Below are 13268 nucleotides of genomic sequence, written 5' to 3'. Positions count from 1 at the left end.
GCAAAGGGTGGTTACGGTCTATTTGACCGGTGCAGGGGCGAGTCTTGGCTGAGGTGCAACATAGGGTATCTCGGAAACAGGTTCCTCTTCCTCGCTGTTCTCTTCAGCTGCCGGTGTCTCCGGCGTGGCAGATGGCTGCACCGCAGGCCGTAACGGAGAGGCCGGCCGCGAAATTACCGGTCTCCTCCGGGGGACAGGCGGAAGCACTCGTGTCCGGGGAGTGGGAGCAACCCTCGCAGGGCTCTGGAGTTGGGGCGGCTCTGTCGAAACTGCAGGCTGGCGCGAGACCGTAGGCGGCCGCATGGGCTGTCTGGTTGTGGCTGCAGGGGCTGCTGCCGCTGGCGCTTTTCCGGATTCTATGCCCAGAATTTCGAGTTTACTGATAAGGCCTTTGGTATCATAGTACAGCATATAGTTGCTTTCTTTGACGAGGGTCAGAAGCCGGAGCACTCCCCGTTCGACCTCAATATCCGTAAATCTGGTATTCAACTTTCTGTTGAAGACATCTCCTCTCCCCTCTATCTTGAACCCTGCTTTATCGGCTACTGCCTTGATAACGGCTCCGAAATCCACATTCTCAAGCTCTACGCTGAGCAGATCGTTCGTTATCTCAACATTGAGAACTTTCCTGGGCGGTTCGGGCTTTGGCTCCTGGTCCTCCTGAACTGACGGGGCTGCCTCAGGCTTCGGCGCCTGAGGCAGCTTTTGAGCTGATACCGGCAGTGCTGCAAAAAAAATAAAAAGCAGGCAACAAAAAAGAAGCGAAAACCTGTCAGACATGCTTCTCCTGTCTATGTGCCTGCCTCTCTGCAATGATCTTTTGGGCCAGATGAGACGGCACTTCCTCATAATGCGAGAACTCCATGGAGTACAGGCCCCTTCCCGAGGTCAGACCGTGGAGCTGGTTTGCATACGTGAGCATTTCAGCCATCGGCACCAGCGCATTGATCTTTTGATTGCCGCCTGCCTGCGGCTCAACACCCTGCACTTTCCCTCTCTTTGAGTTCAGATCGCCGATGATCGCTCCGAGCGATTCTTCTGGTATGGTAATTTCGGTCTTCATAAGCGGCTCAAGCAATGCGGGCTTTGCTTCCTGTACGGCCTTCTTGATCGCCATGGAGCCTGCGATCTTGAACGCCATTTCAGAGGAGTCAACCGTATGGTATGAACCGTCAGTAAGCGTGACGCGCAGGTCAACGGTCTGATAACCGGCTATAACGCCGTCATGCATTGCCTCGATGATACCTTTTTCAACAGCAGGGATGTACTGACGCGGGATGGAGCCGCCGACGATCTTGTCGACAAACTCAAAGCCGGCGCCGCGCGGAAGCGGCTCTACTGTGATGTGGCAGTCGCCGTACTGGCCTTTTCCGCCGGACTGTTTCTTGTATTTGCCCTGGACCTTGGCAGAGCCGTGGATCGTCTCGCGGTACGGGATCTTCGGCGTCTTCATTTCTATCTCCACGCCGAACCTTCTCTTTAAGCGGTCGAGCATAACCTGGATATGCACCTGTCCCATGCCGGAGATGAGCATCTCTTTGGATTCCTCGTCCCTGCTGAACCTGAGTGTCGGGTCTTCTTCGAGGACCTTGTGGAGTGCAACGCTCACCTTCTCCTCATCGCCCTTGGACTTGGGTGCTATGGCATAGGAGATGATCGGGTTGGCGAATTTCACCTTGTCGAAAATTATAGGCTTTGCCTCATCGCAGAGGGTGTCGCCGGTGTTCGTTTCCTTCAGCTTTGCCACGACCGCTATCTCACCTGCGCCCAGGGTCTGGACAGGCACATGTTTCTTGCCCTGAAGGTAGAATACCTGCCCAATCCTCTCCTTAGTATCGGCCGTAGCATTATAGACTGCCGAATCCGCCTTAAGAGTGCCTGAATAGACCCTGAAGAGAGACAGCTTTCCTGCATAGGGGTCTGCGATGGTCTTGAAAATAAAGGCAGACATCGGCTCTGCTTCCGAAGGTTTTCTGAAGATCAGTCCGCCATCCTTAGGGTTCTTTCCGCTGATCGGCGCAATAGTGGCCATCTCGACCGGTGAAGGCAGGCAGAGCGCGATCGTATCGAGAAGGTTTGAGGTCCCTATATTCTTCGTGGCAGCGCCGCATGAGACGGGTATGTACTTTCTCGAAAGAGAACCCTCTTTGATGCCGCTCAGGATTTCGGCCTGGGTCGGTTCTGTGCCTTCAAGATACTTTTCGAGCAGGGCATCGTCAGACTCGGCGATCTTTTCGACCAGTTTCTTCCGGTATTTTTCAGCCTCATCCGCGCGGTCTGCCGGAATATCCTGCTCACCGATCTTGCCGTTGCTCAGGATGAAGGCCTTCATCTTTACGAGGTCGATGATGCCGGTGAACGTATCGCCGGCGCCGATCGGTATCTGAAGCGGGATCGGTTCTGTCTCAAAGGACTTCTGCACTTCATCAAGGGCGCGCTCGAAATTGGCCGTGTCCTTGTCCATCTTGTTGATAAAGACGATCCTTGGTATCTCATATTCGCAGGCATATTTCCAGACCCTTTCGGTCTCTGCCTTAACGCCTGAGATGGCGCTCACGAGAATGACCGCTCCGTCCACCACCCTTAGGCAGCCTTTCGTGTCCTCGATGAAATTGATAAAGCCGGGAGTGTCGACAATATTTATCCGGTAGTTGTTCCAGTTGCAGAAGGCAAGAGATGATGTGATGGTTATCTTCCGGTCTATCTCTTCCGGTTCAAAGTCAGTAACGGTTGTGCCGTCCTGCACATTGCCGAGCCTGTCGGTCATTCCTGCACTGAAGAGCATTGCCTCGGCAAGAGAAGTCTTGCCTGCCCCGCTATGGGCGATGAGAGCGACATTCCTGATGCTTCCAACTTCAAAGTTAGCCATAAAACCCCCTCATAGATATAGTGAAAAGCGATACGTGTCAGTGACTGTAATGAACTTCAAATTTACAGATGCGCCTGCCGAAGCTATGGCAATATCTCTTCAACTACCGGTGTCGATGAGGTTTTTTTTGTCTGACTCCCGGCCCAGATCTTTACCAGTATAAATGATGCGATCAGAAAACTGAACCCGAAAATTGCAGAAAGCGAGTCTGCATTCAGGGAAGGAAAGAAAGCGGGCATCAACTCCTTGCCCATGACCGCTCCGATCACCAGCATCAGGGCAGGAAAGCCGTAGATGACCATGGAGCCCTTCATGTACGCATAGGTATGGACCATGACCTTGACCTTCTGGCCGGCAACAGCTCCTGCTTTATTGAGGGCCTCGATCTCCATGGACTGATCACCTGTCACGCAGGTTCCTGAAGAGCAGCCCTGTCAGGAGCTTTTCTTCGGAACAGAGACTTTGGCGTACAGGCCTTCAACGCTTATTACGGTGCCTATCTCTTCAAGCATACTGAATTTTACCATAGGGGGTTTCAAAAAAGCTGTTGAGGATTTGACGTCCAGGATAAGGTAGAATAGGGTCTGCTGTATCCTAATAGAGGAGTCCTGAAATGACAAAACTTGTGCTTCTGAGGCATGGCGAAAGCGTCTGGAACAGGGAGAACCGCTTTACCGGCTGGACTGACGTTGATCTGTCAGGGAAAGGCAGGGAAGAGGCGCGGCAGGCAGGCCGGGTGCTGAAAGCAGAAGGTCTCGTCTTTGACATGGCGTTTACCTCGGTGCTGAAACGGGCGGTCAAGACCCTCTGGCTGGTTCTGGACGAGATGGACCTCGTCTGGATCCCGGTCAAGAACTCCTGGCGCCTCAACGAGCGCTATTATGGGGCGCTGCAGGGCCTGAACAAATCCGAGATGGCTGCAAAGTTTGGGGAAGAGCAGGTGCGTATATGGAGGCGCAGCTATGATGTGATGCCTCCGGCACTCGAAAGAAGCGACAGCAGGTATCCTGGCAATGACCCGAGATACGCCGGGTTGGCTGAGAAGGATATCCCGCTTGCCGAAAGCCTGAAGAGCACGGTAGAGAGGTTTGCACCATACTGGCAGGAAGCAATTGTTCCGGAGATCGCATCAGGGAAGAGGGTGCTGATAGCAGCACACGGCAACTCGTTACGGGCACTTGTCAAATATCTGGACAATATCCCTGACAACGAGATCGTCGGCATGAACATCCCTACAGGCATTCCCCTTGTGTACGAGCTTGATGACATGCTCAGGCCGATTCGGCGTTATTATCTTGGCGATCAGGAAGAGATAGTAAGGGCCATGGAAAAAGTCGCGAATCAGGGTAAGAAATAAAGAAAATAAAACAGATTATTATGGACTTATTATCATGTATTACATTAAGTATTAAGTAATGATTCAGATACGGAAGGAAGCCCCTCCTTAGCAAGGACCAGAGGTAGGTGCCTTAAGCAGAGGTTTTGGTAATGTTATCGATACCCCTCCTTGCCTCCCCTTGGAAAGGGGCGGATATTTGTGCCCGAAACTGAAGGGTTACAGTCTCGATGGTCTGTGATGGAGGAAACGTTTGCAATCGGAGGATAAGATAAGGGTCGGCATCAGTGCCTGTCTTCTTGGTGAGAGAGTCCGCTATGATGGCGGTCATAAACTGAATAATTACCTGAAGGATATCCTTGGAGAGCATATCGAATGGGTGACCGTATGCCCTGAGGTGGAAGCAGGCCTGCCCGTTCCGAGGGAGGCGATGCGGCTTATCGGAGATCCGGCGTCACCGCGTCTAGTAACGATCAAAACAGGAGTTGACCTCACAGATCGCTTGCAGCTATGGTCTGAAAAATGGCTCAGGGAACTGCAGACGGCTGACCTTCGCGGGTTTGTGTTTAAGAGTGGATCTCCAAGCTGCGGTGTAAAGGGTGTTGAAGTTTTCACCGCTTCAGGTCAGCAGAACAGTAGTGGCACAGGTATTTTCTGTACGGCATTTATGACACGGTTCCCGCTCGTTCCGGTTGAGGATGAGAGGAGTTTCCGAGATGCTAAACTTCTTGAAAAGTTCTGTGACCGGCTCGGCTTTTTCCGGTGATGCTGTCTCAGATAGCAAAAAAGAAGGGCAGTTCGGTTGGTTTTCGTGATAGAATCAGCATTATTATCAGAGGAGGGAAGTGTGCAACAGTCGAAGGATCAGTGCAATCAGTCCTCCGGGGCAGAGGAGTTCTCCGGTATCAGGGGGTTTTTCAGAAGGCATGGCTCGACGATCGGCCTCGCGGTTCTTATCGGCTATGTGATTCTCCTTGGTATCGGCGTGATCGCAGAGGTGTTCAGGATCCAGTGGATCCTTGACTGGTGGATCTGGTCACCTCCCGGCAAGTTCAAATAGAAATACGATCCTGTTACCCGGTCTCACCGGCATAAGGTCCACGGCATTCCGCAGATCCTTGCTTGATAAATCGTGTATCATACGGCCCCCTTTTTATTTGCCCTGTCTTCTCCGTTCAGGCACAACGCTGTGCGGAACCGTATTGTTGTTCCATGCCTCAGAGACATACAGGGAACAGTAACAGCTCCCAAAATCCCTGATATCATCATCCCGGTATCTGCAGGGACAGATAATATCCTCATCACGCTCCCTGTATCCGGACGCCAGCCTGCAGGGGCAGGAGCGGTACCCATACCGCTCTTCGTTCTTCAGGAGACCGGCAAGTATATCGAGAACGAACTCTCTGTCACTGTTGAGCTGAAGGCCGAGAGAGACGGCATATCTTGAAAGGACTTCGTAAAGACGATCAGGAGTGACGGCCATGCTACAGCAGTTTTGCCCTCAGTGCATCTATGTCGTAACCCACGATCACGTCCTCGACCACAACGGTCGGATATGAAACCTGCGGGTTGTGTTTTGCCAGTTCTTTTGTTGCCGCCCACTGCTCTGAGCCATCGAGCGAATCAACCTCGACCAGCGCATAGGCGATCCCGTTGTCGTCAAGAAAACTCTTGATCTTCCTGCAGACAGGGCAGGTGCTTAATGTATAGAGCGTCACTTTTTTCATCATTGTTAATGCGAAACCTCCCAGGGCCTTGATTATATCATACAGGCAAGGCCATTATCCGGCAGAGTGCCGTTGCTCTTCAGAAAAACCGCTGCGGCGGCGGAACCTGATGGAAGTTCATGCCGTTCATCATTAAGAGGGGTATCATGCAGACCGTGCCGACAATGGCAATGATGATAAGAGGCAGAACGATATATCCCAGGGTTGCTGCGCCGACCCATTTTATTTTTTCTCCCGGATCTGGCTTGAACTCCGCTACCTCTGGCCTCAGGCGTTTCAGGTCTGTGAATATGAGATATGAATAGATCATCATGAACGGGGTGAGCATTATGGAGAGGATGATGCCGAGAAGAGGTATCATGCCGAGACCGGTTGACAGTGCCCAGAGGACGAGAAACCTCAGAAAAACATCGAACCATCTTCCCTTCACATATTCCTTGCTCTTCAGCATGGCGTCCATTCCCCGTGCATTGTCTTCTGCCAGGATAAACTGGGAAAAGATGAACCAGATCGTAAATATAACGCCCGGAACAATAAAGAGGAGATATCCGCCGGCCACCACATATCCCAGTATTGAGAAGAGCCAGAGAAAGGCCCAGAGCTTCTTCCATCCCTGAGCAAGGGCATCTCCCATGCCCAGGGATGGATCGGCTACGGCAACGACCAGAGCAGAAACAGGCCAGAACATGGCCGTCAGGCCTATGGTGAGACCGATCAGCGCTGATATAAGAAGAACAGGTGTTTTGCACTGCGGGACCATCATTGCTATCAGGGCACCTATGCCTACGGCAAGGAGTATGCCCGCGATGAGAAATACAAGCGACAGCAGATGCAGGGGCAGAAGAACACCGATTCTCTCTTTGAATTGGCCCCAGGATTGGTTCAGGAGGTCTCCAATATCGGTAAGTTCGGGCGATCGTGATGATGGCGACTGTTGATCGGGAGCAGCCGGTCTTTTGTCAGACGCCTGCTGGTCCCGGGATCTCTGCCTGTCCTGGCTCTCTTTCAGCCGTTCGGCTTTCCAGCGTTCGTATTCCTCACGGTTCCTGAATTCAGGCATGATCCATCAACAGACCGGGGCCAAAGGAGAGGCAGCATCATGATCTATCCTGAAGGGCAGGGAGAAGGAAAACGTGGTCCCATCGGCTTCGGAAGTTTTAAACCCGACCTTTCCGCCAAGCAGACCCTCGCCGAACAGCTTCATTGTATAGGTGCCGATGCCGCGGCCACTATTGTCCTTGGTGCTGTAATAGCGCTGAAAGACTCTCCTCGATACAGCCTCGGGAATCGCCGGCCTGCTCCAGACATGAAAAGTCAGGTCCTGGTCCTGATCGATCCAGAGTTTGACGGTTCCGCCTTCTGCTGTTGCCTCGAAAGCGTTGACGAGCATGTTTGTAATTATTCGTAGTATGAGATGAAGATCTGAACGAATGACCATGCAGGGAGCGTCTGCCGGGGAAACCAGGACTTTGTTCTTTGCGGCGCGGTGACCGGCGAAGACCGTCTTCACTTCACGGATCACGTCGTCAGTCGTAAAGTCCTGCATTTCTACTGTGTACGTCTGCTGGCTGGACTGTGAAAGAGCCCTCTGGATCTCGACTTCCTTGGCCAGATGGAGAGACATCTGCTGTATCTGTTTGGCAAGTTCGTTCTTACCTGCTTCGTCCCTGAATTCCATAAGCTCGCTTGCACCGTGGAGCGCTGTGATGATGTTGTTGATATCATGGAAGAAGGCCCTCTCCAGGGAGGCCGAGCGCTCCTGAAGGGTAATATCCTGGATAAAGAGGAGGATATGCTGTGTTCCGTCCAGAAAAACAGGACACGCCCTGACATGCAGACAGAGATCTATGATCTCTCCGTTTTTGTTCACGGTGGCAACGCATTTCTGTTCCTGCGGCTGATTTGATGCGAGGCTTGTGACGATCGCGACCGCAGCCCCGCAGGTGGAGCAATAACGCGACGTCCCGCATCCGCCAGGCATTTCATGGGAATGTATGCAGCTGATCGCCTCGCCCGGCCTGATGCCGAGCACGCTATGTGCATCATCAATGCCGATCATGCTGAGGAAGGCATTATTTACGGCGAGAATCTGGCGATGCTCGTTCAGCACCGCGATAAGTCCGCCAACTGTCCTCAGAAGGCCATCTATGATCGGGTTGTTGCTCGCTTCGTGAATATCACGGTAGAGCTCACCCGGTGTTGAACGTTCAGGTGATGCAAAATGCGTTTCCATACATTCCCTCCTGATCGGATGCTCCTCTTCTATCAGCATTATAGGACAGAACGGATCAGGATGCGAGAGAAAAAAACGGTCAGCATCACGACCGGCTGCCGGCCTCGACGTCCTGATATCTATGCACCATACCAATGCCGTACCGAAGTCACGTATGGTTAAATAACCGCGTGTTGTGCTCCTGCGGTTTTTGCGATCCTTTTCATCGAGACCATGGTAAGCCCTTCGTCAATAACGCTGAAGCCAAAGCGCTGATAGTAGGATACGAGTCGGGAGAGCCTTTCAACCGTATAGGCCCCAATGGGCCTTGCAGACAGGTAAATATCCTTGTCCATCGTGTCTGCCATCAGCAGCACGCGGCCGATAAGCAGGGAACCGATGCCTTTGCTCCGGTAGGCTGCGGGCACTGAAACGATGTCGATCGAAAAGGATGTCCTGCTCTCCGAGAATTTCAGGTGCGCATAATCACCATCGCCGAGAAAGAACTTTATCTCACCGGTTATATTCATTTCTCAGCGCTGATAACAGTTCTTTGGCAGTGGCGAGCGCCCTGAGGCCGCGGTATTGGCCGACTGGTCCCCAGGACGCTCATTGTGCGGTTAAGCAAGTTCTTCCATAATAGCAGGGACCATCTTCTCGATCTGCATCTTCATGAGCGCCTGATTGCCGTCAGCGGCCATGACCCCTATCAGATGAAAGTGACTTTTCGCATCGACACCGGAGCAGCGCATTACGACTGTTCCTTTGGGCGTACTGATAATCGTCTCTTTGCAGGCATCGAGACCGATCTTCTTTGACGCCTCATGGGCAGAACGAAAGATGTCGTTGAAGGTCGCTCCGACAAGGTCGAGATCGACATTTGTGTCTGTCGACTCTGTTGCCAGCATTTCACCGGTGTAGTTCATAATCCCTGCTGCCTTGAATCCCTTGACCTCTTTAAGTCCTGCGAGATGTTTTTCGAGTGCCATGACTTCCTCCTTGTTAAGTTCTGTTGTTTTGGCATCTGCCAATATGTCCAGCCCGGTTGTTTCTTCCAGCTCCTCTATGCCGCTAACAGTCCCCCTCCTTTCTCTCTCATCCTTGAGCCTGTACCCCTCCATGATAATATGCTGCAGCGGAGCCTGTATCCGCCTGGCTTTCTTTCGGCATATCGGATCAATCTCTATTTGGGCGTTCTCCCAACAAACGATCTCGTACGCTGCATCCTCACCGGAGGACGCCGAGGTCTCGGCGTCGAGAAATTCTCCCTTTCTGAAAAAGAGCCGCCCTGCTGTTCCGTGAGACGATATGCTGAGCGTGCAGGTCTTTTTCTCCATCTCGACCAGCTGTAAAAACGTCGGCAGCGTGATCCCCTGGATGAATCCCTGTGAGCTTGCCGCCAGCTCATCAAGGATCGCTGACGCAAGTTTTCTGAGGTTCAGCGGTTTCTCCAGATAGCGCGTGACACTATAGGGTCTCAGTTTGTCCTCGATGGACGGAGCACCGTACGCTGTCATGACAATCACCGGGATGTCCGGCTCATGATTGCTCAGATGGGCCAGCAGTTCAAAGCCGTCCATAACAGGCATCTGCAGGTCTGTCACGATGAGGTCGATGTTGATCGTCCCCAGCAGTTCAACCGCCTTCCTGCCATTTTCAGCTGTTATGACATTGAATTCACCTGCATAGATGCCCAAGCCGTCGGTGAGACTCAGAAGAAAAAGCTTTTCATCGTCTACAATCAGAACATTTTTCATTCTTTTTTCCTCAGCCTTATATTGCAAGCGGAATGCCAGTTCGAGTGATGTTCAATTGCGGTTATTATCAATACGTTGCGATTAGTGGTCGGGCGAGGTTTAGATCAATACATCTATTTCAGGCCGTCTATTATGAGCGGGCGCTCATTTCAGACTTTTCGGAAAGGCCATAACCGGCAATTTTTCTCTTGAGCGTGGAAACAGAGATGCCGAGTGTGCGAGCCGTACGCATGTAGTTGTTGGCAAAGACGTCGAGAGCGTAGCGGATGTGGACCTTCTCCACAGCTTGAAGCGACGCAACGGTATCTGCGGTTCCCTTATTGTGCTGATCAACGGAAGTGTGCTCTGATTGCGCAGCGATAAGTTCTGAGGGTTTAAGGTATTTGCCTTCCTGGAGTATAACGGCCCGCTCGATAATGTTCTTAAGTTCACGGATATTCCCCGGCCACGGGTATCGCATAAGGCGGGTTACTTCATCTTCCGGCAGGCTTAGGTCAGTGCCGGTGATCTTTTTTATGAAGTACGCACAGCTCTCTGCAATGTCTCCCGGACGCGTACGAAGCGGCGGCATATCGATCCTGATGACGCCTAAACGATAATAGAGATCTTCTCTGAAGGTCTTCAATTTGATTGCGTTATCGATCCCGGAGTTTGTAGCGGCGATAACTCGTACACTGACATGCCGGATAGAGTCACTTCCCAGCTTCTTAAAGCGCTTTTCCTCGAGAACACTGAGGAGCTTGGCCTGCAGGGCCATCGGCATCTCGCCGATCTCATCAAGGAGCAGCGTGCCCCCCTCGGCCATTTCAAAAACCCCCCGCTTTGAGCAGCCTGCTCCGGTAAAGGCCCCTTTTTCATATCCGAACAGCTCGGCTTCTATAAGGTTTTCGGGCAGTGCCGCGCAGTTGATGGCGATAAAGGGGGCCTGGCGAACCTGACTCCTGTAATGAATGAGCCGGGCTGCGACATTTTTGCCTGTCCCGGTCTCGCCGGTTATGAATACAGGCGCGTCAGATGCCGCGGCCCGTTCGATCAGACGTTGAACCGGATCCAGCCCCCGGCCGATGAGAACCGTGTCAGAATAATCTTTCATATGTTCATAATGACTGACCTGCTCGATCTGTTCCAGGCCCATTGTCCGCAGGGCACGCATGACCGAAAGGCGAAGCTCCTCGATATCAAACGGTTTTGAAAGATAATCGTGTGCCCCCGCCCTTATGGCGCGGACTGCATTGCCGAAGTCAGGATACGCGGTGATAAAAATAATCTTTGTTTGATCATTTTTGTGCAGTATTGCAGGACAAAGTGCGGAGCCCTCGCCATCAGGAAGATTCTGGTCGAGCAGCACAACATCGATCTTTTCACGGGAACAAAGTCCGATGCCGTCTTTTCCGGTATGCGCTGTCAGGACATTCATATCCGGCTGAAAAGACCGCTGTGCCACGTCACAGAGCAATTTGTCATCGTCTATGATCAGCAGAGTTCGCTTAACAGGCAGCGAATTCATTCTGCACCTCTGGCACTACGATGTCCACGATCGTGCCGGCACCGCTTTCGCTTGAGATATCGATCGTGCAATGCATTTTTGTAAGCATTTTTTTCACAATTACCAGACCGAGGCCTGTCCCTTTCTGTTTGGTCGTATGAAAAGGCTTGAAAAGGTCCCTGATCTGCTGCGGAGACATGCCTCTTCCGTTGTCGATGATCTGCATCCTCACGCAGTCCGACAACCTGAAAACGTTGATGATGACCTTCGGCTCCTCGTCCTCTTCTGCTGCATCGAGGGCGTTCGTAACAATATTGAGGAGAACCTGCTGCAATGCACGCGGGTCAACAGCCATGGAGGTGACCTCCGGATGGATTATTGCCTTCAAGGCAACACCGCTCTGGTCAAAGTCCTTCTTTACCAGCGAGAGAAAGGAGTCCATAAAAAAATTAACATCGATCTGCTCGATCTTCGGGCTTTCGAACATATTGAAGCTCCGCAGGGACTGCAGAAGATATTCTACGCGCGACAGTTCAGTCAAGGCCCTTTCGATATAGTTGCGTGTTGTTTCGGGCGAGTACGTGCCGAGATTGTCGTGGAGCACGGTCAGCGCCATCTTGGTCGAATTGACAGGGTTGCCGATCTCGTGACGTATCCCGGCAAAGACATAGCCGATGTTGTCCATGCAGTTGACCGCTTCGGCAATGGCTTCAAGCTTCGCTTTTACCGTAATATCGCGCATTGAGGCAACAAAGTTCAGGATCTCTCCTGATGCGCTCCGGACAGGGAATATGGTCATTTCCTCGTCATAGAGAGAGCCGTCGGCACGCTTATTAATAAGAACGCCTCTCCATACCTGTCCGTCCTTTAGCGTATTCCACATGGTCCTGTAAAAGGTTTCATCCTGTTTTCCACTTTTGAGGATGCGGGGAGACCTGCCGATGACCTCAGCCCTGCCATAGCCGGTTATCTGTTCGAAGGCCGGGTTCACATACTGTATCGTTCCCCTGGCGTCAGTGATCACGACCGCGTCCGTGGCAGACTCGACCGTTGCCGCAAGCAGGGCGTTCTGCGCTTCGATACGCTTCTGTTCAGTAACATCCTCCACAAAGACAAGGGCCTTTCGATCACCGTCGTCGTCAAACGGCATTCCTACGAAATTTCTGATCGTAGTCTTGCCGCCTAATGCCGATGTATACTCGACAGGACCGATAAAGAAGTCTTTACCCTCTTCAATGGCAGCGCGGATACCGCTGGCGATGCCCAGAGACAGGTAGGCCGGGAAATTGTACACATTGATCGCGGTGATCTCTTCATATGTTCCTGCATTGATCGCGATCATGGCCGGGTTCACATAATCGATTGCGCCCGTTTTGTTGACAACGATGATCCCATAGGGTGACCGCTCCAGCACGGCCCGGTTCATGCGATGGGCCGCCCTGACCTGCTCCTCTGTCCTTTCCTTATCCGTCACATCCCGTATGAATACCCATCGGTAGATATGATTGATGCGGTAGACCGTGAAGCCGAGAAACCTCCTGCCCACGGTAAGGGTGATCGCTTCTCCCTCTGAGCTGGAATCTCCGGACAGAAGGAGATCACTAAGTGTTCGGTAGTCGGGATGCTCAATGAACCCCTGAAAGAGCCTTCTGCTCTCCTGGTTCTGGAAAACCAAAACCTTCTGGACCGTATCAAAGACAATTATGCCGATGCCGACGTTCTGCAGGATATTGGAAAATATGCAGTCCCCGGGACATGGCGCATTGCTGATTGGACAGTTCTTGATTTCAACAGGGTGACTGAGAAGAGATAGGGTTTGAGCATGCATTATTTACATCCCTCCATGTAATAATGAAATTACTTAAACTCTATCATTTTCAT

Annotated in this window: 14 protein-coding genes; 3 read left to right on the top strand and 11 right to left on the bottom strand. The window is 52.1% G+C overall.

Going from position 1 to position 13268, the window contains the following annotated elements; genetic code table 11:
- Nucleotides 1-18: 18 nt before the first annotated feature.
- From HZB62_05425 to HZB62_05415, 3 genes are all read right to left on the bottom strand, one after another.
- Entirely contained in the window at nt 19-780 is a 762-nt protein-coding gene (locus HZB62_05425; protein ID MBI5074592.1) for a hypothetical protein, read from the bottom strand.
- Nucleotides 773-2869 (bottom strand): elongation factor G, encoded by a 2097-nt coding sequence (gene fusA / locus HZB62_05420; GenBank protein ID MBI5074591.1) that lies wholly within the window; start codon nt 2867-2869, stop codon nt 773-775. The genes HZB62_05425 and fusA overlap by 8 nt, the downstream gene beginning before the upstream one ends.
- Nucleotides 2870-2952: 83 nt before the next feature.
- Nucleotides 2953-3279 (bottom strand): SoxR reducing system RseC family protein, encoded by a 327-nt coding sequence (locus HZB62_05415; protein MBI5074590.1) that lies wholly within the window; start codon nt 3277-3279, stop codon nt 2953-2955.
- Nucleotides 3280-3482: 203 nt separating this feature from the next.
- Here HZB62_05415 and gpmA point away from each other — a divergent pair, with 203 nt between their 5' ends.
- The 3 genes from gpmA (at nt 3483) to HZB62_05400 (ending at nt 5265) form a co-directional block, all read left to right on the top strand.
- On the top strand, nt 3483-4226 hold the full coding sequence (gene gpmA / locus HZB62_05410; GenBank protein MBI5074589.1) for a 2,3-diphosphoglycerate-dependent phosphoglycerate mutase: 744 nt from the start codon (nt 3483-3485) through the stop codon (nt 4224-4226).
- 232 nt (nt 4227-4458) lie between these two features.
- Entirely contained in the window at nt 4459-4971 is a 513-nt protein-coding gene (locus HZB62_05405) for a DUF523 domain-containing protein (protein ID MBI5074588.1), read from the top strand.
- A gap of 81 nt (nt 4972-5052) precedes the next feature.
- A complete protein-coding gene (locus HZB62_05400) occupies nt 5053-5265 on the top strand; it encodes a hypothetical protein (GenBank protein MBI5074587.1) in 213 nt (70 codons plus the stop codon).
- A 93-nt stretch (nt 5266-5358) separates the two neighbouring features.
- Here the strand turns inward: HZB62_05400 and HZB62_05395 are convergent, their stop codons facing one another.
- The 8 genes from HZB62_05395 to HZB62_05360 form a co-directional block, all read right to left on the bottom strand.
- Complete coding sequence (locus HZB62_05395) at nt 5359-5688, bottom strand: ferredoxin:thioredoxin reductase (protein ID MBI5074586.1); 330 nt, start codon at nt 5686-5688, stop codon at nt 5359-5361.
- Between the two features lies 1 nt (nt 5689).
- Nucleotides 5690-5935, bottom strand: a complete 246-nt coding sequence (locus HZB62_05390) for a glutaredoxin family protein (protein MBI5074585.1) — start codon at nt 5933-5935, stop codon at nt 5690-5692.
- 76 nt (nt 5936-6011) lie between these two features.
- Nucleotides 6012-6992 (bottom strand): hypothetical protein, encoded by a 981-nt coding sequence (locus HZB62_05385; GenBank protein MBI5074584.1) that lies wholly within the window; start codon nt 6990-6992, stop codon nt 6012-6014.
- A 6-nt stretch (nt 6993-6998) separates the two neighbouring features.
- The gene (locus HZB62_05380) at nt 6999-8165 is read right to left on the bottom strand and encodes a PAS domain-containing sensor histidine kinase (protein ID MBI5074583.1); all 1167 of its coding nucleotides are present in this window, start codon (nt 8163-8165) and stop codon (nt 6999-7001) included.
- Nucleotides 8166-8323: 158 nt separating this feature from the next.
- Entirely contained in the window at nt 8324-8674 is a 351-nt protein-coding gene (locus HZB62_05375) for a hypothetical protein (GenBank protein ID MBI5074582.1), read from the bottom strand.
- A 90-nt stretch (nt 8675-8764) separates the two neighbouring features.
- Complete coding sequence (locus tag HZB62_05370) at nt 8765-9901, bottom strand: response regulator (protein MBI5074581.1); 1137 nt, start codon at nt 9899-9901, stop codon at nt 8765-8767.
- Between the two features lie 130 nt (nt 9902-10031).
- A complete protein-coding gene (locus HZB62_05365) occupies nt 10032-11408 on the bottom strand; it encodes a sigma-54-dependent Fis family transcriptional regulator (GenBank protein ID MBI5074580.1) in 1377 nt (458 codons plus the stop codon).
- Nucleotides 11389-13215: a PAS domain S-box protein gene (locus HZB62_05360; protein MBI5074579.1), complete on the bottom strand. Its 1827-nt coding sequence runs from the start codon at nt 13213-13215 to the stop codon at nt 11389-11391. Before HZB62_05360 ends, HZB62_05365 begins: the two co-directional genes overlap by 20 nt.
- Between the last annotated feature and the right edge of the window lie 53 nt (nt 13216-13268).

The sequence above is a fragment of the Nitrospirota bacterium genome (assembly GCA_016214855.1).
In the GTDB taxonomy this organism is placed as follows: Bacteria; Nitrospirota; Thermodesulfovibrionia; order Thermodesulfovibrionales; family UBA6898; genus UBA6898.
Note: the sequence above shows the minus strand (reverse complement) of the source record. Positions and strands in the feature narration are given on the sequence as shown.